The organism is Levilactobacillus tangyuanensis, assembly GCF_003946545.1.
In the GTDB taxonomy this organism is placed as follows: Bacteria; Bacillota; Bacilli; order Lactobacillales; family Lactobacillaceae; genus Levilactobacillus; species Levilactobacillus tangyuanensis.
Genome location: NZ_RHOA01000002.1, coordinates 276,819 through 296,224, shown reverse-complemented (window position 1 = coordinate 296,224; position 19,406 = coordinate 276,819). Strand labels below are relative to the sequence as shown.

22 protein-coding genes, 1 tRNA gene and 1 pseudogene are annotated in these 19,406 nt (G+C 51.1%); 16 read left to right on the top strand and 8 right to left on the bottom strand.

Annotation, left to right across the window (positions count from 1 at the left end; translation table 11 throughout):
• Positions 1–22: 22 nt before the first annotated feature.
• On the top strand, positions 23–814 hold the full coding sequence (gene murI / locus EKM96_RS03045) for a glutamate racemase (RefSeq protein ID WP_225417563.1): 792 nt from the start codon (positions 23–25) through the stop codon (positions 812–814).
• 71 nt (positions 815–885) lie between these two features.
• On the opposite strand, the gene EKM96_RS03040 is transcribed toward murI, so the two are convergent.
• Positions 886–959, bottom strand: a tRNA-Arg gene (locus tag EKM96_RS03040).
• A gap of 138 nt (positions 960–1,097) precedes the next feature.
• On the opposite strand from EKM96_RS03040, the gene EKM96_RS03035 reads away from it, so the two are divergent.
• The 4 genes from EKM96_RS03035 (at position 1,098) to EKM96_RS10535 (ending at position 2,716) form a co-directional block, all read left to right on the top strand.
• Complete coding sequence (locus EKM96_RS03035) at positions 1,098–1,412, top strand: hypothetical protein (protein WP_125639538.1); 315 nt, start codon at positions 1,098–1,100, stop codon at positions 1,410–1,412.
• A gap of 116 nt (positions 1,413–1,528) precedes the next feature.
• Positions 1,529–1,678 carry a hypothetical protein gene (locus EKM96_RS10540; RefSeq protein ID WP_164510961.1) on the top strand — a complete coding sequence of 50 codons (150 nt, stop codon included), beginning with the start codon at positions 1,529–1,531 and terminating at the stop codon, positions 1,676–1,678.
• Positions 1,679–1,854: 176 nt separating this feature from the next.
• Complete coding sequence (locus tag EKM96_RS03030) at positions 1,855–2,547, top strand: NAD(P)H-dependent oxidoreductase (protein ID WP_125639535.1); 693 nt, start codon at positions 1,855–1,857, stop codon at positions 2,545–2,547.
• Positions 2,540–2,716, top strand: a complete 177-nt coding sequence (locus EKM96_RS10535; protein WP_164510960.1) for a hypothetical protein — start codon at positions 2,540–2,542, stop codon at positions 2,714–2,716. Before EKM96_RS03030 ends, EKM96_RS10535 begins: the two co-directional genes overlap by 8 nt.
• A gap of 52 nt (positions 2,717–2,768) precedes the next feature.
• On the opposite strand, the gene thiD is transcribed toward EKM96_RS10535, so the two are convergent.
• On the bottom strand, positions 2,769–3,608 hold the full coding sequence (gene thiD, locus EKM96_RS03025) for a bifunctional hydroxymethylpyrimidine kinase/phosphomethylpyrimidine kinase (RefSeq protein ID WP_125639532.1): 840 nt from the start codon (positions 3,606–3,608) through the stop codon (positions 2,769–2,771).
• 117 nt (positions 3,609–3,725) lie between these two features.
• Here thiD and EKM96_RS03020 point away from each other — a divergent pair, with 117 nt between their 5' ends.
• Positions 3,726–4,022 carry a hypothetical protein gene (locus EKM96_RS03020; RefSeq protein ID WP_125639529.1) on the top strand — a complete coding sequence of 99 codons (297 nt, stop codon included), beginning with the start codon at positions 3,726–3,728 and terminating at the stop codon, positions 4,020–4,022.
• A gap of 31 nt (positions 4,023–4,053) precedes the next feature.
• The gene (gene codA / locus EKM96_RS03015) at positions 4,054–5,292 is read left to right on the top strand and encodes a cytosine deaminase (RefSeq protein WP_125639526.1); all 1,239 of its coding nucleotides are present in this window, start codon (positions 4,054–4,056) and stop codon (positions 5,290–5,292) included.
• A gap of 58 nt (positions 5,293–5,350) precedes the next feature.
• On the opposite strand, the gene EKM96_RS03010 is transcribed toward codA, so the two are convergent.
• A complete protein-coding gene (locus EKM96_RS03010) occupies positions 5,351–5,836 on the bottom strand; it encodes a hypothetical protein (protein WP_125639522.1) in 486 nt (161 codons plus the stop codon).
• A gap of 274 nt (positions 5,837–6,110) precedes the next feature.
• Here EKM96_RS03010 and EKM96_RS03005 point away from each other — a divergent pair.
• The 5 genes and pseudogenes from EKM96_RS03005 to EKM96_RS02985 form a co-directional block, all read left to right on the top strand.
• A pseudogene (locus EKM96_RS03005) lies at positions 6,111–6,803 on the top strand (ribonuclease H family protein); the annotation flags it as partial.
• Positions 6,804–6,876: 73 nt separating this feature from the next.
• Entirely contained in the window at positions 6,877–7,335 is a 459-nt protein-coding gene (locus tag EKM96_RS03000; protein WP_125639516.1) for a VOC family protein, read from the top strand.
• 90 nt (positions 7,336–7,425) lie between these two features.
• Positions 7,426–8,031, top strand: coding sequence for a sugar O-acetyltransferase (locus tag EKM96_RS02995; RefSeq protein WP_125639514.1), 606 nt, complete (start codon positions 7,426–7,428; stop codon positions 8,029–8,031).
• A gap of 312 nt (positions 8,032–8,343) precedes the next feature.
• The gene (locus EKM96_RS02990; protein WP_318531039.1) at positions 8,344–9,960 is read left to right on the top strand and encodes a BCCT family transporter; all 1,617 of its coding nucleotides are present in this window, start codon (positions 8,344–8,346) and stop codon (positions 9,958–9,960) included.
• A 100-nt stretch (positions 9,961–10,060) separates the two neighbouring features.
• Positions 10,061–10,519 carry a universal stress protein gene (locus tag EKM96_RS02985; protein WP_125639510.1) on the top strand — a complete coding sequence of 153 codons (459 nt, stop codon included), beginning with the start codon at positions 10,061–10,063 and terminating at the stop codon, positions 10,517–10,519.
• A 50-nt stretch (positions 10,520–10,569) separates the two neighbouring features.
• Here the strand turns inward: EKM96_RS02985 and EKM96_RS02980 are convergent, their stop codons facing one another.
• Positions 10,570–10,962 (bottom strand): DUF488 domain-containing protein, encoded by a 393-nt coding sequence (locus EKM96_RS02980; RefSeq protein ID WP_125639508.1) that lies wholly within the window; start codon positions 10,960–10,962, stop codon positions 10,570–10,572.
• 58 nt (positions 10,963–11,020) lie between these two features.
• On the opposite strand from EKM96_RS02980, the gene EKM96_RS02975 reads away from it, so the two are divergent.
• Together EKM96_RS02975 and EKM96_RS02970 are read left to right on the top strand one after the other, a co-directional pair.
• Positions 11,021–11,665, top strand: a complete 645-nt coding sequence (locus EKM96_RS02975; protein ID WP_125639506.1) for a DNA-3-methyladenine glycosylase — start codon at positions 11,021–11,023, stop codon at positions 11,663–11,665.
• A gap of 13 nt (positions 11,666–11,678) precedes the next feature.
• The gene (locus EKM96_RS02970) at positions 11,679–12,530 is read left to right on the top strand and encodes a helix-turn-helix transcriptional regulator (RefSeq protein ID WP_125639504.1); all 852 of its coding nucleotides are present in this window, start codon (positions 11,679–11,681) and stop codon (positions 12,528–12,530) included.
• A gap of 74 nt (positions 12,531–12,604) precedes the next feature.
• On the opposite strand, the gene EKM96_RS02965 is transcribed toward EKM96_RS02970, so the two are convergent.
• From EKM96_RS02965 to EKM96_RS10530, 3 genes are all read right to left on the bottom strand, one after another.
• Entirely contained in the window at positions 12,605–13,327 is a 723-nt protein-coding gene (locus tag EKM96_RS02965) for a demethylmenaquinone methyltransferase (RefSeq protein ID WP_125639502.1), read from the bottom strand.
• 19 nt (positions 13,328–13,346) lie between these two features.
• Complete coding sequence (gene map / locus EKM96_RS02960; RefSeq protein ID WP_125639500.1) at positions 13,347–14,141, bottom strand: type I methionyl aminopeptidase; 795 nt, start codon at positions 14,139–14,141, stop codon at positions 13,347–13,349.
• A 130-nt stretch (positions 14,142–14,271) separates the two neighbouring features.
• Positions 14,272–14,448: a hypothetical protein gene (locus EKM96_RS10530; protein ID WP_164510959.1), complete on the bottom strand. Its 177-nt coding sequence runs from the start codon at positions 14,446–14,448 to the stop codon at positions 14,272–14,274.
• 203 nt (positions 14,449–14,651) lie between these two features.
• Between EKM96_RS10530 and EKM96_RS02955 the strand changes: the two genes are divergently transcribed.
• Positions 14,652–16,073 (top strand): MFS transporter, encoded by a 1,422-nt coding sequence (locus tag EKM96_RS02955; protein WP_125639497.1) that lies wholly within the window; start codon positions 14,652–14,654, stop codon positions 16,071–16,073.
• Positions 16,074–16,144: 71 nt separating this feature from the next.
• Complete coding sequence (locus EKM96_RS02950; protein WP_125639495.1) at positions 16,145–17,863, top strand: phosphoenolpyruvate carboxykinase (ATP); 1,719 nt, start codon at positions 16,145–16,147, stop codon at positions 17,861–17,863.
• Positions 17,864–18,440: 577 nt separating this feature from the next.
• Here the strand turns inward: EKM96_RS02950 and EKM96_RS02945 are convergent.
• Positions 18,441–19,406 (bottom strand): electron transfer flavoprotein subunit alpha/FixB family protein, encoded by a 966-nt coding sequence (locus EKM96_RS02945; protein WP_125639493.1) that lies wholly within the window; start codon positions 19,404–19,406, stop codon positions 18,441–18,443.

Genomic DNA, 19,406 nt, shown 5'->3' with positions numbered 1-19,406 from the left:
AAAACGAAAGAAGGTTTTTCTTTTGGACAAGCGGCCTATCGGCTTTATGGATTCTGGTATTGGTGGATTAACGGTTTTCGATCAAGTTTTTAAGAAGTTGCCTAACGAAGATTACATCTATATTGGTGATCAAAAGAACTTACCATATGGTGAAAAATCTTCAGAATTGGTCTGCCAATTAACGACTCGGATTGCAAAATACGAAGAAACCCTGGGTATTAAGATGATGGTTATCGGTTGCAACACGGCAACCGCTGCCTCATTGGATTACCTGCAAAAAGAATTGACCATTCCAGTGATTGGGGTTATCGACGCGGGTGCTGAACTCGGTGTTGAAACGACCAAGAACCATAAAATCGCTGTTATCGCAACTAACGGGACGGTTAAGTCCGGCCGTTACGAACGCAAGATTAAAGAGTTATTACCAGATGCAGAAGTTATTTCCAAAGGTTTACCAGACTTTGTCACTTTAGTTGAAGGCGGCCATGCCAAGGACGCCGACACACCAGCTAAGGTTGCGGATGCTCTGAGTTCATTCGATGGTACTGGTGTTGACACCATGATCATGGGATGCACCCACTTCCCAATTATTCGGGACAGCATTCAAAAGGCTGTGGGCCCAGACGTTACTTTGGTTGACCCAGGTGTTGGGGCAGCTAAGGCCGTTGACAAGTATCTCGGTGACAATGACATGTACAATGACCAAGACAAGGGGACCCAAAAGTTCCTGAGTACTGGGGATGAAAAAGCTTTCGAAGAACATGCTAGCACGTTCTTATCATACCCAATCACGGTCAGCCACATCGATCTGTAGCAATTAAAAATAACCGTTACGTTGGTTAAACCCAGCGTAACGGTTATTTTAGTTAAAAAGATTAAAAATGATGTCGCAAGAGAGATTCGAACCCTCGACCTACGGTTTAGAAGACCGTTGCTCTATCCAGCTGAGCTATTGCGACCTAATGGCTCATAACCCCTTAATTATAGAGAAGCGAGCAGGGCGTGTCAATTGATTGTTAGGTTGAACCGTCCGCTAGTTGACGGGTTAACGTGGTTCAAGTAGAGTGGGGTTAAACAACCAACGGGAGGATTCGAAAATGGGCATTATTCATACCATCGCGGAGGTCGTGGTATTCTTTGCGGCCATCTGTGTCATCTACTACTTTTTCCAAATTACGCAGGCCCAAGGTGTCCGCAAGCAGAATCTTAAATATTTGGGCTTTTCGGTACTGGTCTTGTTGGTGGCCTATCCAACGGCGAACCTTTCGGGTAAAAAGGACGTCAGTCCAACCAATCAGGTGTCTAGCCAGGTTCGCAAGGCCAAGCAAAAGCGGGAGTCTCGTGAGAAGGCGAAGAAGGAATCCGCCAAGCGCCAGTCGGAGAAAAAGGAATCCCGATCGACAAGTAAGTAACTTAACAGTTCGATGAGAAAATCAAGAAATTCTAATATTTGAGCCGAAGCCCTTGAAATATTCCTGTAACATTAGGATAATAGTCTTGTAACCTAATGTTGACGGGGGGAATTGTTATGTATGCTGTTTTGATTATTTTATTGCTCATCGCAGTTGCCGCAGCAGGACAATTGTATGTCAGCAATCGAGAGGCTTTCCGCAAGAGAAGTAAACACTTGGCCACTCGGCGTAAATATGATGACGACTCAAATGGTCGCTTAATTTAACAATCGTCAACGGTGGTGTGTGAATGACCACCGGGGGTCGTGGCTGATGGTCACGGCCCTTTTTCTTTGGCCTAACCAACGAGTGCTTGGTATGAAGTGCCGTGGGTGTTTGTGCTAAAGTATGAGGGAACCCTGTAATTGAAACGCGAACGTAAAAATAACAAGGAGCTGAAGTCATGACCACCCTGGTTTTAGTATCCCATCCAGAACTAGCAGACTCGAGCACGCAACAGTTTTTAAAGGCGAGTCTGCCCAAGTCAGCTATCATATGGGAACACATTGAAAGTCAATCGACGATTGATATTGAAAAAGAACAACGGCAATTACGTCAAGCCGATCGGATTATCTTACAATTTCCATTGTATTGGTACAGCGCACCGGCCGGTTTGAAACAGTGGGAAGATACCGTGTTGACCCGTAACTTTGTTTATGGCGATCACCGCTATCCGTTGGCCGGAAAGTCGCTAGGCCTAGTGGTGTCGACGGGCATGCCCGCGGCGGCGTTTCAACGAGGTGGGGCGGAAGGCTTCTCATTAGATGATTTATTGACCCCATTTGCGGCACTGGCGCAACGGGCCCGGATGACATGGCTACCCACGTTAGCGATTCCACAATTTAGTTATCTAGAGGAGCCCGAGAAGCTGAAGCTGGTCACGGACTATCAGCGCTATCTCACTCAGGATTACCCCGATAGCTTGGCCAATCGCCAGGCTTGGTTTGCGGACCAATTGGCCAGTCGGATTGCCCAGTTACCCGCCGACCAGCAGGTGACGGGCCGGATGATTGCTGATCAGTTTGACCAGCGAAGAACGGCTATCTCGGATTTACAGGGAACCTTGGCCATGATTAAGGAGCAGGAAGATGACTGATGAAACGAAGTGGCTAACCGAACAGATTGATCGCCTGGCCCAACAACCTGAGTTCACGAATCGGGCGTTCTGGTTGGCGTTGGCGCGAGTGGTAGCCGAACAGGATCGGCGGACCGAACAGCTAGGTGGCGAGGTCGACGGTCGCACTTGGAGTCCGGATCGTTGGTAGGCCAGCCGAGCAATCAAAAAAGGTCGTGACCACGGTCACGACCCGTTAAAACTTAGTCTTCAGTTGCCGGGGTTAAATCAATCTTGGCATCCTGCGCGGCCCAATGATTGATCGGGCCAAATTTATGGCCAACTTGGATGGGGTTACCAATCGCGGTATTCACGAATTGCTTGGCAATCTGAATGGCCGTCTTCATTGGTGTGCCCTTGGCGAGTTCGGCGGTGATGCAGGCTGACAGGGAGTCACCGGTCCCATTAACCCGGTCAGTGTCATGGTAGGGTTCGCTGAGCCAGAAGGCTTCGCCGGATTCTAGTAGCACATAGTCGCGGACGACCGTTTGGCTGGAATCGCTGTGAGCGCCCTTAGCAATGACATTTTTGGCACCCATGGCCTGCATTTTATGGGCCGCGGTGACGGTGTCCGCATCGGTTTTAATGGTCATTTCGGCGATCTTTTGGGACTCGTAAAAGTTAGGGGTAATGACCATTGCAATCGGTAAGAGATCCGTCCGCAGTGTATCGAAGGCGCTCTCTTCCAGCAATTGACTGCCGTGCTTGGTCATAATGACCGGGTCCACGACCAGCGGGCCAAAATTACCTTTTTGGTAATTTTTGACCACGTTTTTAATTAATTCGGAGTCGGCGAGCATCCCGGTTTTAGAAGCCTTGATGTTGTAGTCGTCCGTTAAATCTTGGAATTCTTGGTCGATGAAGTCGGTGGGCATGGGCACACTGGCGTGAATGCCGTAAGAATTTCCAGCAACACAGGCGGTAATGACGGACGCACCATAGACGTTGCGAGCAAAGAAAGTGTGCAAGTCGGCCTGCATACCTGCACTACCATCACTGTCGGAACCGGCAATGGTGAGTGCTTGGGGAGTTGAATTAATCATGAGTTGTTTAGCCTCCATCGAAGAAATTAAAAAGCACGACAATCATAGCATAGCCAAGAAATCGGCGCTAACAATCTGGTCTATAAAGTTATTCATAGCGGGTTTGGGGGCCTTTAGATGAGCAAGATCACACAACATTTGGTGGGCTGGTTAGTCGGCGGCATTGTGGCGGCATGGGTGGCTTGGTTCGGTGTTACGGATAGCCTTTACCGAATAATTCCCAATGAGCCGGTCATTTTAACACTCGGAGTGGTCGTAACTATGATAAGCTTGGTAGGGATAAGTCGAACGGCCAAACGGTGTTCGACGGGGTGGTTGGTCCCAGCAACGCTGGTTGCCTTCTTTGTGGCGGCGGGGTTACTGATTGATCTCACCCTGTTAGGCTTCGGCCTGACGATCCCGGGCTTTTACTGAGTATAGGTAAATAGGAGGAAGATTAGCACTCATGTTAATTCAACACGGACTGATTGAAAATGCCAAACAACCACAAGATATTCGGATTACGGACGGTAAGTTTGCGGCGATTGCCGACCACTTGACCCCTGAATCTGACGAACAAGTTATCGATGCTACCGGTAAGTTAATCCTACCGCCATTCGTTGACCCCCACGTTCACCTGGACAGTACGATGACTGCCGGTGACCCAGAATGGAATCAATCTGGGACGCTGTTCGACGGCATTCGGATCTGGTCCGAACGTAAGAAGGCGCTGAGCATCGAAGACGTTAAGACACGGGCCCGTCAAGCCTTGGAACTCCAGGCTTCTAACGGGATTCAATTCGTGCGTTCCCACGTGGACGTGACCGATCCTAATTTGACGGCACTGAAGGCCTTGATTGAGGTTCGTGATGAAGTCAAAGACTTCATCGAATTACAATTGGTGGCCTTCCCCCAAGAGGGGATCCTGTCATTCCCACACGGTAAGGAATTAATGGAACAGTCCGCCGAGTTGGGTGTTGATGTTATCGGGGCCATTCCGCACTTCGAATTCACGCGTGAATACAGTGTTGAATCCCTCCACTTCGCCGTTGAACTGGCGCAAAAGTACGGCAAGCTGGTCGATGCTCACTGTGACGAGATTGACGACCCCGCTTCCCGGGGCTTGGAAACCTTGGCCACGTTGGCCTTGGAAACTGGCCTGGGCGATCAAGTGACGGCCAGTCACACCACGGCGATGGGGTCATACAACAACGCCTATGCCTACAAGCTGATGCGGTTGCTGCAGATGTCCCATATCAACATGATCTCTAACCCATTGATCAACACCCACCTGGGTGGCCGATTCGATACTTATCCTAAGCGTCGCGGGTTAACGCGGGTGAAGGAATTGAACGCAGCCGGCGTTAACGTGGCCTTTGGGGAAGATGATATCAAGGATCCTTGGTATCCAATGGGGAATGGCGACATGCTGGACTCCCTGCACATGGGCTTACACGCTGCGCAGGTCATGGGCTATGATGAAATCATGAATTCATATGAATTCGTGACGACTCACGGGGCCAAGGCCATGCATGTGCTGGACCACTATGGCCTGAGCGAAGGCAAGCCAGCCAACCTGGTGATCATGAATAACGATAATTTCTACAACGCGTTGAACGAACGCTCAGAAATTCTTTATTCCATTCACCACGGTAACGTGACGGTCAAAACTGATCCTAAGCAGGTTCACTTAAATTTAAAGTAAATTAGCGAAAACGAAAGGCGTCGTGGAGATTATTCTCCACGACGCCATTTTAGTTAGCTTATTTCTTAATATGTTTCACCTTGTTCACCCGTTTAACGTCAGTCACACTGGCTGGCTTAGGGGTAGGCGTTACAGGCTTTTTCTTTTCATGATGTAAGATGCGCAGTTGATCCTTCAAGGTATCGATCTCAGTCGTGTGTTCCTGACGCCAGTCGACGTAGGAAGTGGTTGAGTCGGTATCGCCTGGCTTCAAACCAGTATTTAACCAGAAGCAAGCTTCTGACAGGCTGGCGAAGTTGTGAATCCAAAGCGTCTGGCCATTGTCGGAATCAAAGGCCACATATGAGCGGAAATGTTTTTTTAAGAAAGTGTGCCGCCGAATCTTAAATGCTTCACGCTTACGAGTTAGCCGGTAATCGGGTAAAATATATTGACCGGAGACGGCTAATTGTGGAAAGCGTTCGTCGCGTTGTTCACGCTGATCTTTCAGCATGGCCCGAGCTTGATCGACGGTGATAATGGTGGCGCGTATCGGATTTTTCATGAAAAACCCCCTCTAAGATTTCGTGAATTAAGTGGTTCTGAGTTCTCCGGTCATAATTCACCCTTACTAGGATAGCATAATATAAAAGTTATGAGAATAATTTACACTTTGAAATTAATCTTTTTTAAGTTTTTCCACAGAAAGTTGGCTCAGCAAATTAATTGACAACCACAACAATGGTAACGCATTCACTAACTTGGGGCCGCGCGTTTTTCCAGAAAAGTTGGTAAAGTATGGTAAACTAGTTTAGATTAGTTTGAAAGCGGGGGTTTAAGTGGGACAGAAATACTATGCCGTTCGACAAGGTCGACAGACGGGAATTTACCGTAATTGGCCTGAGACCCAGAAACAAGTGAGTGGTTATGCTGGTGCTCAGTATAAGAGCTTTATGACGCTAGCCGAGGCCCAGGCCTTCATGCAGGCGACGCCATCCCGGCGCCCGGTGCGATCGACTCGGGCAACCCGACCAGCGGCGGCTCAGACGAGCGTACCGGCCACGATTACGGTGTATACCGATGGTGGTTCCCGGAATACCGGAAACGTCGCTGGCGGCCACGTGAGAGCCGAGGACAAGGCTGCTTGGGCCTATCGGATTGAGCTAGCTAACGGCGAAGTCGTTGCCGACTCGGCCGGTGAGTTTGGGGCCAGCAATAATCGAATGGAAATCATGGCTTTTCGCAACGCCCTGCGGAAGTTGGCAGAACTAGGGCTGACAACTAGCGGGATTAAATTTGTTTTAGACTCCAAGTACGTCTTGGATGCTGTTCGGCTTGGATGGCTAGCAGGCTGGAAACGGCGGCAATGGCGCCGAAGTGCCGGACCATTGGCCAATGCGGAATTGTGGCAAGACGTGGACCAGTTACTAGGACGGTTCACGGGTCTCTCTTATGAGTGGACCAAGGGACACGCGACGAATCAAGGCAACGTGTTTGTCGATCACCTGTTAAACCAAACGATGGATCAAATGTGATTGGTCGGGGATGATCCGGTTGGGAGACAGCCGGACGGATTTTAATAAGTAGATGAATGGGGTTCCGATGATGCAAGCAAAAATAATTCCATACCTGGAATTCGAGAATACAAAGGACGCAATTACCTATTATCAAGAGGTTTTTGGCGCCACTAATGCCTACCGCGTCAGCCCAACGGCGGCCGAAGCGGAACAATTGGGCTTAGAAGCCAGTGTTGATCTAGAGGCCATCACCATGCGTGGTGGCTTTCAAATCATGGGGGTTGATGTTCAGTGTGCCGATGCCTTGATGGGTCAGCCAACGTCATCAACCTTAATTTCGTTGATGCTGACGGTCGATGAGGCTGACAACGCGGCCGTCAAGTCCTTGGGTGAGCTCTACCAGCGCTTGGTCGACGCCGATGTGAAGGTCATTAGCCCTTACATCAACATGAGCCTGGGCGGTAAGATGGGGCAAGTTGTCGACCAATATGGGATTACCTGGATCTTACGGGAACAGCCCCATACGATGACAGAATCAGTTGAATAAACCATGAGTGAGTTCGCGGCGTTGGTCGCGGGCTCTTTTTTTGTTTCCGGTGAGAGTGGTATCATGACGATAGAGGAGTGATTTTTAGATATGACAACTGCACGTGAAGCGATGACAGCCGGTCAACCTTATAATCAATTTGATTCGGAGCTGATTAATCGGCGAGTAGAGGTTCGGCAAAAGTTACAGTCGACGAATCAATTGGCGGATAATAAGGAACGAAACGCTGGCTATCAGGAATTGATTAAGGACAGTGGCGCCGATTTCTTCGTCGAGGCCGACTTTAAGTTTGACTATGGCTGGAACATCCACATCGGAGACCACTTCTATGGCAACTACGATATGACGTTCCTCGACACTTGCCCGATTACGATTGGGTCACACTGTTACTTTGGTCCCAACATTGGGCTGTACACACCGGTTCATCCCCTGAATGCCAAGGCCCGGGTCGCCGATGTCGAGATGGGGGCGCCCATTACCATCGGTGATAACGCCTGGTTAGGCGGCCGGGTGACGATCTTACCTGGCGTGACGCTGGGGAATAATGTCGTGGTTGGTGCCGGCTCGGTCGTTACCAAGTCCTTCGGCGATGACGTGGTGATTGCTGGGAACCCAGCCCGGGTGATCAAGGCGATTGATAATGGTGCGACTGGGGATGCCGCGGCCGTCGAACAGTGGCCAGATTTGTTGAAATAGGTGGGGATTTTCCGGTATCCCTAAATTCTCATCAAATTCTTAGATTGTAGCTATCATCGCCAATGTAAACGGCTACATTTTCGCTTTAAAAACTTATTAATGACCAAGATTTTACTTATCGATCGCACTGCGTATAATAGACGTTGGATATTGATTTAACGAGATTGACGCAGGCATTTTGTATTTAACGCGGTAGCGCTGTACAGGTGGCTCGGATGACGACCCCAGGAACAGCGCTTTTTTTGTACAATCTCACCTGAACAATGTCCGCTGGAAGCTCGGCTTTCAGGAAACAAATGAGGAGGATTATTTATTTTAGCGCGTAAAAATATTGATAAGTTAGTATTCGTACCAACCATCGTTTTATTTATTCTCGCGTCATTGCTGTTTATCCTAGGCGGGGGTCAATTACAGGCCGGCCTAAGTTCAATTTTAAACTGGATTGATACTCGCATGTCATGGGCTTACTTGATGGTGTACGTCGTCAACTTCTTATTTTTTATGTATTTGGCTTTTGGAAAATTCGGTAAGATTAAGTTGGGTGATCCCGACGACAAGCCCCACTACAGTAACTTTCAGTGGGGAAGTATGGTGTTCGCTACGGCGATTGATGCCAGCATCCTGATGTTGTCGATTGTTGATCCCCTGCGGTACCTGCAGCACCCTGCATTCGGCTTCAAGCCATTCTCAAGCAACGCTTACGGCGCTGCCCACATGATGGGCCAGTTTAACTGGGGCCCAATGGCTTGGATGATGTTTGCACCGGCGACGATTGCGATTGCTTACGTGTTGTACGTTAAGCATGGTAAGGTTCAACGGGTTAGTGCCACTATCACCAGTCTTCAAGGTGACAGCCGGGGCAAGGTTATCGCCCGGCAGGTCGTGGACTTCTTAGTGGTCTTCGGTATTATGGGTGGCATTGGGTCATCCGTTGGGATGGAAATTCCCATCATCTCGAAGGTTCTCAGCCGGCTTACCGGTGTTCAAGACAATTTAATGCTAAAGATTGAACTCTTTATTGTATTGTTTATTCTCTTCGCCGTGACGGTCTTCCATGGCCTGAACGGGGGGATTAATCGCTTAAGCTCCGCCCATATTTGGACGGCCTTGGGCTTGTTGGCCATTATCCTAGTGATTGGACCAACGGTATACATCTTAAATTCTGAAACGAATAGTATTGGGTTAATGGCCCAAAAGTTTATCGCCATGTCGACCAACACGTTACCAAACGGTGGGGACAGCACGGCTCAGCAGGAAACGATTTTCTACTGGGGCTGGTGGTTATCCTACATGCCCGTCATGGGACTGTTTATCGCCCGGATCTCAAAGGGCCGGACGATTCGCCAGGTCCTCGTGGGGATGTTAACGTATGGGGCCTTAGGCTGCATGAGCTTCTATGCCATCTTCGGGGGTTACTCCTTGTGGCTACAACGGACCGGTGCGGTTAACCTGGTTCACATTTTGAACACGCAGGGTCAGGCCGCCGTTGTGGCAACGGTGATTGCCACCTTGCCATTCAAGATGATCATCTTGGCTTTGTATTGTATCTCATGCTTTATCTTCTTAGCCACGACGATTTCCTCGTCAGCATTCATCGTATCGTCCTTTACCAGCCTACACTTGGATGATGGCCAGGAACCTAGTCGTTGGAACCGCATGATTTGGGTAGTCGTCTTCATCATCTTCTCCTTCGGGATTGTGATGGTCGGGGGCTTCAAGACGGTGCAAACGGTCTCGACGATCGCTGGTTTCCCACTGATGTTTGTCTGTGGGTTACTCCTCCACTCGATCTGGCACATGCTGACCGAGAAGGAACGGGCGGTAGCGCCAGTCACGGTACCGCATCCAGTGGTTATGCGTCGGAGTACGGTTGAGTTACCACGGGCCGTGCAAGGACCAATGATTCTTTCACCAAACCACGCTAGTTAAGGCTTTAAAACTGAAAAGGTTGTGAAAACGTCCCGGTAAAATGGGGCGTTTTTTAATTAACTATGATACAATTAGGCCGACTATTTATTGGAGGGGTTCTATGACAGACGAGAATAATAATCCGTTGTTCTTTCGGCGGATTCTAATCACGATTGATGAGGATGATCGCCCATCGACGAGTCGGGCGTTTCGGTTTGCCTTGACGCTGGCACGGGACTATCAAGCACATCTTGGTATTGCTTCCGTCATGGAAAACAACGACATCAGCATCTATGAGTCGCTGATGCCGGCCAAGCTGAACGAGCGGCGGGACCACTTGAAGGCGATCGTGTCCTCATATGCGCAACAGGCTAAGGACTTCGGTGTCGAACAGGTCCGGTCGATTGTGGCCGAAGGCGGGGATGTCGATGACGTCGTTCTGGACAAGATCGTGCCAGACTTCGAACCTGACTTGATTGTCTGTGGGGCCGATGTCGACTTTGCCAGTCATGGTCGTCCCGGTGCCATCGGGCTACGGTTGGCCAAGAAGTCGACCACGTCCGTTATTGTTATTCGCTAAGCACTAAAAAAACGAGGCCAGGACCAGCGTCCTAACCTCGTTTTATGTATTTATTCTAATAACCGGTCGTCGGGGACCAGGTCACGAAGTTCATGAATCAAAACTTCCTTTAAGATAATGGCCTGGTTATGTTCCTCATCTTTGGCGCCGTAAAGCAAGATGACGTCTTGTTCGGGCAAGACCTTCTCCACCTGAGCAATGAATTCTGTCAGGGCAGGGTTAATCTTTAATTCGGCCCGGTAGCGTTCATTGAATTTGGGGAATCTTTCGGGTTCATGGTTGAACCACTTTCGTAACTCGTTGGTGGGACCAACTTCCTTGTTCCAATCGTCGAGGTGGGCATTTTCTTTTGAAATGCCTCGTGGCCAGAGCCGATCGACTAGGACCCGGTAGCCATCGAGATCTGCCGGATTCGTATAAATACGTTCACACTTAATTGCCATAAGGATACTCATCTCCAATGGGTCTAGTTTAACATAGTCGAAAGGGGAGTGTTAATGAATGAACAAGTCGTTAGCCGAGTTTTATACGGGGCGACCAACCGCCGAAATCGCGGCCGATCTACTAGGTCATGAATTAATTTATGAAACGCCGGCCGGCACGATTAGCGGCTGGATTGTCGAGGCCGAGGCCTATTTGGGCGAACAGGATACGGCTGCTCATGCCTTTAACGGTCGGTATACGGCGGCCAATGCGGCCTTGTATGATGCTCCCGGGACCATTTATATTTACATATTACGAGGCTACTACATGCTGGATGTGGCCACCCAGTCGGCGGGCACCCCCCAAGGGATTTTGATTCGGGGCATTGAACCGCACCTTGGACTGGACCTGATGCAACGGAATCGTGACAAACCCGTTCCGGCGATCACCAATGGTCCGGGAAAGTTGACCGCCGCCATTGGCCTACAATCAAAGGACCTGAATCGCACCCTGTTGGGCGCCAACAACCTCACGATTACAACGACCGCTACCCGGCGGCCGCGTCAGGTGGTGGCGACATCCCGAGTGGGGGTGAGCGATGGTAGCTGGCAGGACCGACCGCTGCGATACATCGTGGCGGGGAACCCCTTCGTATCGGCCAGTCGTAAGCGTGATTGGGACCGTGACCGCCATGGCTGGCAAATGGACGAAACTTTACAGTAAGGACTGAGGACGTGTGAATATTGATATCTTTATCGAGACCCGGCGCCGATTACACCTCTCGCAACAACAGCTAGCCAAGGGTATCTGTACCCAGGCCACGCTGAGCAAGTTTGAACGACGGGGCCAGGTGCCGGCGATCAAGATTTTATTGCAACTCTGCGAACGCCTGGAGTTGACGCTCAATGATTTATTTCCCCTGGACCAAGGAGATGATCCCACGGGCACGGCTGCCCTGGAACAGGCCGAGTGGCGGCTACTCCAAGGCGAGTTCGACCAGGTTAAGGCACAACTGGCTCAAGTGGACCACGTGGAACGGGGCACCCAGACCTTTCAGATGCGCTATTTCTTCATTCATGGCTACGTGACGGCCCTTGACGGTGGTAGCGTCACGGATGCCCTGTTTGATTTCTCCCAGATTCTTGATCGCTTTGATGAGGGCCATCATACCCTATACGCCCTGTTGGCCTACGCGGGGACTGGCATTGCCTACCAACAGGCGGGGGATAATGACCGGGCCGGTTTTTATTTTCAACGGGTCACCGAAGACCTGGCAGAAATCAAATTACGGCCACGTCAGGGCGTCTGGCGAATCCTGACAGTCTTATACTACACGGCCCGCTTTTATGGTGAGACGGGGGAGCTAGACACGAGTAATGACCTCCTCAATCGTGGGGTGGCGCTGTGCGCCGAGTATCATGTGACTTACTATGTTGCCCGGATTCTCTATCAACGCGCGTTAAATGTTCGGCGTCAAGGCGGGGAGCCTGAGGCTATCCACCAAGACTTACGGGATGCGGCGGCCTTTGCCCGCCTGAATGGCAATCAAAAACTATTAAAGAAAATTGCGGCGATCGACCACCGTTAACGATGAACCTAAAATGACCCATCACGGTCTTCCCTCAAGGGAAAAACCGTGATGGGTCATTTATTGTTTCAGGTTTATTGATAAGGCTTGGTGCCGAAATGAACGGCGGCCGCGCCGAGGTTAAACGGTCGATAATGGACATGTGCCAAACCGGCCGCCTGAAACATCTTTGCCAGCGTTTGGACGTCCACGAATTGGTGGGTTGAGCGTTGCAGATAGTTATAGGCCCGATATTGATGGGCCACGACGCGGCCCATCAGTGGCACTAGCTGACCAAAATAGAGCTGCCAGCCGGCATGGATCACGGGGTTCGTGGGTTGCGAGGTTTCCAAACAGACCACTTGGCCCCCCGGCTTGACGACGCGTGCGAGTTCCCGCAGAACCTGATTGGCATCGGGAACATTTCGCAGGCCAAAGCCAATGGTGACCACGTTGAAATGGTTATCCGGATAGGGAAGGGTCATCGCATCGCCCTGTTTAAGGGTAATCCGATTAGCTAGTCCGGCCGTGCGAACCTTGCGATCGGCCAGCCACAACATCTGGTCGCTAAAGTCCAGGCCAACAACATGCCCGGCCGGTCCAACGGCTTCCGCCAGGGCCAGCGTCCAGTCGCCGGTGCCACAACACACATCGAGGGCAAAATCACCGGAATGGATCGTCATGGTGGTCATCACCTGATGGCGCCAGTGGCGATGCGTCCCCAGACTGATCAAACTGTTCATTTGGTCGTACTGTGGGGCAATCTGATTAAAGAGTTGCTGAACCTGGTGTTCAGGCGTACGGTTTGTCAGGCTCATGGCCGGTCACCTCGACTAATTAGAGTAGGTATTTGGCATCGAATTCGGGGTCTTGAGAGGTTAAAATCTTGGGACCGTCCTTCGTAATGACCAAGGTATGTTCGTATTGGGCGGACATGGACCCATCGGCGGAAACGTAGTATTCCCATGAATCATCGGGGACCATCTTGGAAGCAATCTCCCAAGTCCCCAGGTTAACCATGGGCTCGATGGTGATGGTCATCCCTTCACGCAAACGTAAGCCGTGACCGGCTTCGCCGTAGTGAGGGACATTTGGTTGTTCGTGCATGGTGGGTTGGATGCCGTGTCCGATCAGCTCACGGACGTCGCCCATGTGATTCTTGTTTTCAACAAAGTCTTGAATGGCGTGACCAATGTCACCGATCCGGTTGCCAACCGTGGCCTGATCGATCCCGAGGTACAGGGCCTTCTTGGTCACATCCATGAGGTGTTTAACGTCGTCGGAGACTTCTCCAACGGCGTATGACCAGCAGGAGTCGCTTTCGAAGCCGTCCAGGTTGACCGTCATGTCGACCTTCACGATGTCGCCATTCTTTAGAATGAGTTCCTTACGAGGGATGGCGTGGGCCACTTCATCGTTAACGCTGACACAGGTGGCATACTTGTAGCCTTCAAACCCCTTTTCGGAAGGGGTGGCGCCATGTTCGGCAATGTAACGGTTGGCAAAACGTTCGATTTCCCAACTGGAAATACCTGGCTTAATGATATCGCGGAGACCCTTGTGGACTCCAGCCAAGACGGCCCCTGAGGCCGCCATCTTTTCAATTTCACGAGCTGACTTAATGGTTATCAACGTGTTACCTCCTAAAAATTTTTCTTCTCTTCTAATCTACACCAAATCGAAACTTTCAGCGAATCGGACCCCTCAAAAAGGGGTGAAATTGAAGAACGACCGAACGAAGGGCTCTCGTTCGGTCGTTTTGCTACTCAGCCTTAAGGCGATTGATGTTTCCAGTGTCGACTTGTTTCAAAATGTGCTTGGCCTCGGTAATCCGGGCGTCACAAAGGAAATGCATGGCATTGTCCTGGTCATCTTGAGCCTGTTCCATTTGTTCAGTTAAAAAATCAATCTCGTCAGTTAAATATGCAACTAAGTCCATAGTCTGCCCTCAATTCCTTGCGTAGTCCGCTATGACCGACTAACATCAGTCATCAATTAATTCTATTGTAACAAAGTTTACCGGATAAGTAACTTGATTGAGTAGCTCAGCCCTGTCGCAATCAGTTTACAGGGGGCGAGAAAAGGACTAGGATAGTCACCAGTTGATAATCTTTCTAAAGTAGAAGTGAGGGAGCGGATTACATGGAACAAGCAATTGATTTGAAGGGGCGGCCATATAGTCATTTGGCCTTTATCTGGACACTATTAGCGGGGACATTTACCATGTCGATTAGTCAATCGTCGTTGTCCACGGCCTATCCAACCCTGATGCGGTATTTCAATATTCCAGCATCAACGGTTCAATGGCTGACGACCGGCTTTATGTTGGTGATGGTGGTGATGATGCCAGTCAGCCCCTGGCTGCTGAATAACATTCGCTTTCCGGTCCTGTTTGTGACGGTGCTGGCGTTGTTTGACGTAGGGACCTTCATCATCTACCTGGCGCCCAGCTTTGGGTTGATGATGCTCGGGCGGGTCATGGAAGCCATGGCCGTCGGGATCATGTTTCCGTCCTATCAAACGGTGATGCTGCGAATTACACCTGAAGCCAAACGGGGCAGCGTCATGGGTTTTGCCGGACTGGTGATGGGGTCCGCACTGGCCGTTGGGCCCATTATCTCGGGAATCGTTTTGAAATTTACCACATGGCAAGGACTATTCGTGGTCTTCATGGTGATTATCACCGTGGTCTTCCTGATCGCGCTTAAGACGGTTAAGGATGTGATGCCAGCCCATGCGTCCAAGTTGGATTTTGGGTCCGTCATCAGTAGCTTGGGCTTCATCGGGATTCTCTATGTGGTCAATCAAACCGGTAAGGTCGGCGTGAACTGGGGCTGGATGATGGGCCTACTGGTCGTTAGTGTCCTGGCTGTGGCTTACTTCGTTTGGCGGCAATTTCACGTCGCCACGCCACTCCTGGATTTACGCGTCCTGAAGACCGTAAATTTTGACCTCGCCGTGCTCTTAACCGGGGCCTCCTACATTGCCCTGATCGTTGTGACCATTATTTTTCCGTTGTATTACCAAGAGGTTCTGGGGCTCACGCCATTTGCATCGGGGATGGCCTTGGTTCCTGGGGCCGTCGTCCTCAGTCTCCTGAATCCCTTAACGGGTAAATTAGCGGACCGCATTGGTTTCAAGGCCACCATGTTGGCCGGCATGACCATGATCGTCTTTGGTTGGCTATGGCTCACCATCGTGGGTGGGCGGCAATCCCTGTTGGCCATGATTCTGACGGCTGCCCTAATCGAAGGTGGGAATGCCTTCGTCATGATGCCGGCCGTGACGTTAGGGGCCAACTCGTTGCCCGACCAACTGATTTCCCATGGGACCGCGGTCATTACGACCGTCCGGCAAATCTTGGGGTCGACCGGGGTGGCCGTGGCCACCTTGGTCTTGGCCGGGGTCACCGCCAGTCATGCGAAAGTTAGCACGGCAAGTGCCGCCGCATTGGCCGGCTATCGCGCCGTCTTTGCCACCTTCCTGGTTGTGGCCGTGGTTGGTTGGATCTTCGCCATTTTGCTTAGGGATGGCCGCCAAGCCAAGAAAACCAGTGGCGATTAAAGAAGTCGCTTCCCTCAGGGTCAAAACTAAGCTAAAATGACGAATAAGACAGTTGTGAAAGGGGCATTTCCATGGAAAAAACAAATGCGATTGACTTGGCATCCTTCTATGCCAACCCAGACCGCAATGTGGCCGTGCTGAACTTCAATGCACACTTCATTACCAATATTTTTGATCTCGTCAACAGCGAGGAACTAGCAGCGTTCGTTCGCTTATTCTTAAAGGAACAACGAGATAAGACGCCCGAGGATGCCGAGGCGAAGGATACGTTTAACCTGGTATCGCCAGAAACCTATTTGGCCACGGTGAAGGCGATCCTGACTGATAGTCCGGATGCGTACGCGCAATACCAACCGGCCGAAATTTTGGCCAGTATTGAAGCCTTGTACACTTACTACCGGGCCTACCTGCGGGTGGCCACGATGACCGTTAAGCATAACGATGTTGTTAGTGCGGAATTCATGACGATTGACCAACGATTTAATAATTTGGTTATTCGCTTGTACCGGCAGATTGAAGAAAAACTACAGGGGCATGCCAACCACGTTTACCGTCAAGTGAACGCGGGGTCCAGTGCGTGTGTCCTCTTACAAAAGATTAACTGGCCAGTGCCAGCGGGCTACGAAGACCTGCGGGACATCCGCTTCATGAGTCGTCTGATGCTGCGGCCGCCAATGATGCTGCATACCAAGAGTAACAAGCGCAAGGGGCACTTTACCCCAACCGCAACCAATCCCATCGAACATTTCACCGGGACGAAGGACGATTGGTTCTGCTACCCAGCTATGATTGGTGAGAGCCTGGCTTATATCTACTTCCACCGAGATTATCTGGCTTCGGGGATGGCCTTGGCCAACCTGTTCAAGCTAGCCGACCATGCCCGGATTGAGAATCATAAGCCGGATCTGGTGCTGATGTTTGGGACGCCGGGTTCTGAAGGTGATGACCAACCAGCTAACGGCCATTACTTCTATGATGCCGAAAACGATCTGTACGTGGGCCAAGTGCCATACAATGACGACACGACCTACTTCGGCTACATGAAGAAGATGTGTTTGACGCTGCATAACCTGCACATGATTTCTAAGCACAAGTTGCCAATTCATGGGTCAATGGTCAAGATTACCTTTACCAATGGTAAGACCAAGACCGTGGTCTTCTTCGGTGATTCTGGTGCCGGAAAGTCCGAGTCCATCGAGGCTTTACAAACCGTGGCGGATGACGAGATTGTGAACATCGAAACCATCTTCGACGACATGGGGAGCTTCAGCCTGGAAGACGGGAAGCTCTACGCTCAAGGGACCGAAACCGGGGCGTTTGTCCGGCTGGATGACCTGAGTAGTGAAGTGGCCTTCAACAACATGGACCGGGGGATCTACATGAATCCGGAACAAAAGAATGCCCGGGTGATTATTCCGGCTAACAGTTGGCCACGGGTCGTTGCCCATCATGAAATCGACATGTGGGTCTATGCCAATAACTACGATGACGCGGTCGGCATTCACCGGTTTGCGGATGAAGCAACCGCCAAGGACACCTTCATTGCCGGTAAGCGGCGCGCCCTTGGCACCACCGATGAAGTGGGAATGAGCACCACCTTCTTCGCCAATCCATTTGGACCCGTTCAGGAAGAGGCGGCGACGCGGCCAATTATCGACAAGGTCTTCGATCGGTTGTTCAAGGACGATGTCTACGTCGGTGAGATTTACACCCACCTTGGCAACGACAAGTCACAAGACAAGCTGAACGAATCCGCTCGTGCACTACTGAAGGTCCTGCTCGACCTGTAAACTGGTCGCTCCCGGCGGTGGGCTAGAGGATGGAACGTGGTGCGCTCGTTTGGGAGCCGAAAAGCGGTCTCCCAAGCCGGCGTTGTCTAAGCGAGAAATCCACTCGCTAAGGCAATGTCACCACTGAGCCTCGCCCACCTCTGGTCACTGATATTTACCGTTCTGATTGGGATGGTTAAGTGAACGGGGCCGTCGGTCGTGCGGCTGGCCTTTGTTAGGCGATGGTGGATGATGAGCTGGGGGAGGGCATAATGGCTGCCCTTAGTTCCGCGATTTAATCAATTGAGACTAAATAAATATACCTGCCGGATGTATGAAATGTTTCATACATCCGGTAGGTATATTTTTATGGTCTGTTGTTTTATTCTCTTACCTTTTGGGCATGACAACGACTAATGGTGAGCCGAGGGTGTGGCCGGGGCTCAGCCGTGTCGTTTCTCTTGGACCGGTGGGTTACCGGGCCTAGAGAAAGGCCAGCCTTTGAGACGTTACCTGGCTCAAAGCTGTGCCCACGGCGTTCCAGCCCGTCAAGGCCACGCCCTCGGCGGACGTCGTCCGCCACCCTAATTGAGAACCTTTAATTAAATTGAGCAAGTAAGGCCGTCATGAAAGCGGTGGCATCGCCGACGTAGCCATAGTCGGCAACATCGAAGATTGGTGCATCGGGGTCCGAATTGACGGCCACGATGGTCTGGGAATCCTGCATGCCGACTAGGAATTGTACGGCGCCACTGATCCCAAAATTCAGAATGAGTTCGGGATGAATCGTGTTCCCACTCTGACCAATTTGGTCGTCATGCGTGAAGCGTTCTTGGTCGGTTAATGGCCGGGAAACCCCAATTCGGCCGCCTAACTTTTCGGCAAGCTTGGTGGCCGTGCTGATGGTTGCGGCACTGGCAGCGCCACGACCTAAGGCAACCACGCGACTGGCATCGCCGACCGTTGTCGCCGTGTTAACGACTGGCGTCGCGGTCTTTACTTGTAGGCGGTCAACGGGATGGAAGGTGATGGTTGAACTCGTGACGGTTGCGGCACCATCGGCGGGTTCGGCGACAAAGGTGTTGGGCCGAACCGTGGCCATTTGTGGGCGGTGATCCGGACAGATAATTTCACACATGATGTTGTCCCCATAGGAGGGCTTGGTGGCCACCAGGGTGTCGTCATCAAAACGGAGGTCTAAACAGTCCGCCGTCAAGCCGGTTTGGAGCTTGGCCTGCAGTCGCGGCGCAATGGAACGGCCCGTGATGGTGGCGCCAAACAGAATTGAGTTGGGCTCGTTAGCGGTGACGAGTTGTTGCAGGGCATCGGCGATTTCGGCATCGGTGGCCGTTGGGAAACGGTCATCCTTGACGATCCGGATTTCATCCGGACCGTACGCCTTGAGTTCGTCTTCCAAGTGGTCCGTCGTGGCTTCAAAGAGGACCGCAACGGTATGCATTTGGTTGCCAGCAAGGTGCTTGGCCTTGGTGATCAGCTGTTGGGTCGTGGGTTCGATGTGGTCGAGCCGCCGTTCAGCGACGACCCATAGTTCTGGTTTTGACAT

Excerpts from the sequence above, each read along its gene's own strand:
- EKM96_RS03010 (WP_125639522.1), bottom strand. The coding sequence starts at position 5,836 with ATGAAAAATCCGATACGCGCCACCATTATCACCGTCGATCAAGCTCGG.
- EKM96_RS03035 (WP_125639538.1), top strand. The coding sequence starts at position 1,098 with ATGGGCATTATTCATACCATCGCGGAGGTCGTGGTATTCTTTGCGGCC.
- EKM96_RS03000 (WP_125639516.1), top strand. The coding sequence starts at position 6,877 with ATGCAAGCAAAAATAATTCCATACCTGGAATTCGAGAATACAAAGGAC.
- EKM96_RS02955 (WP_125639497.1), top strand. The coding sequence starts at position 14,652 with ATGGAACAAGCAATTGATTTGAAGGGGCGGCCATATAGTCATTTGGCC.
- codA (WP_125639526.1), top strand. The coding sequence starts at position 4,054 with ATGTTAATTCAACACGGACTGATTGAAAATGCCAAACAACCACAAGAT.
- EKM96_RS03030 (WP_125639535.1), top strand. The coding sequence starts at position 1,855 with ATGACCACCCTGGTTTTAGTATCCCATCCAGAACTAGCAGACTCGAGC.
- EKM96_RS03020 (WP_125639529.1), top strand. The coding sequence starts at position 3,726 with ATGAGCAAGATCACACAACATTTGGTGGGCTGGTTAGTCGGCGGCATT.
- EKM96_RS02980 (WP_125639508.1), bottom strand. The coding sequence starts at position 10,962 with ATGGCAATTAAGTGTGAACGTATTTATACGAATCCGGCAGATCTCGAT.
- EKM96_RS02975 (WP_125639506.1), top strand. The coding sequence starts at position 11,021 with ATGAACAAGTCGTTAGCCGAGTTTTATACGGGGCGACCAACCGCCGAA.
- EKM96_RS02945 (WP_125639493.1), bottom strand. The coding sequence starts at position 19,406 with ATGTCAAAACCAGAACTATGGGTCGTCGCTGAACGGCGGCTCGACCAC.
- EKM96_RS10540 (WP_164510961.1), top strand. The coding sequence starts at position 1,529 with ATGTATGCTGTTTTGATTATTTTATTGCTCATCGCAGTTGCCGCAGCA.
- EKM96_RS02950 (WP_125639495.1), top strand. The coding sequence starts at position 16,145 with ATGGAAAAAACAAATGCGATTGACTTGGCATCCTTCTATGCCAACCCA.
- EKM96_RS02965 (WP_125639502.1), bottom strand. The coding sequence starts at position 13,327 with ATGAGCCTGACAAACCGTACGCCTGAACACCAGGTTCAGCAACTCTTT.
- EKM96_RS10535 (WP_164510960.1), top strand. The coding sequence starts at position 2,540 with ATGACTGATGAAACGAAGTGGCTAACCGAACAGATTGATCGCCTGGCC.
- thiD (WP_125639532.1), bottom strand. The coding sequence starts at position 3,608 with ATGATTAATTCAACTCCCCAAGCACTCACCATTGCCGGTTCCGACAGT.
- EKM96_RS02985 (WP_125639510.1), top strand. The coding sequence starts at position 10,061 with ATGACAGACGAGAATAATAATCCGTTGTTCTTTCGGCGGATTCTAATC.
- EKM96_RS10530 (WP_164510959.1), bottom strand. The coding sequence starts at position 14,448 with ATGGACTTAGTTGCATATTTAACTGACGAGATTGATTTTTTAACTGAA.
- EKM96_RS02995 (WP_125639514.1), top strand. The coding sequence starts at position 7,426 with ATGACAACTGCACGTGAAGCGATGACAGCCGGTCAACCTTATAATCAA.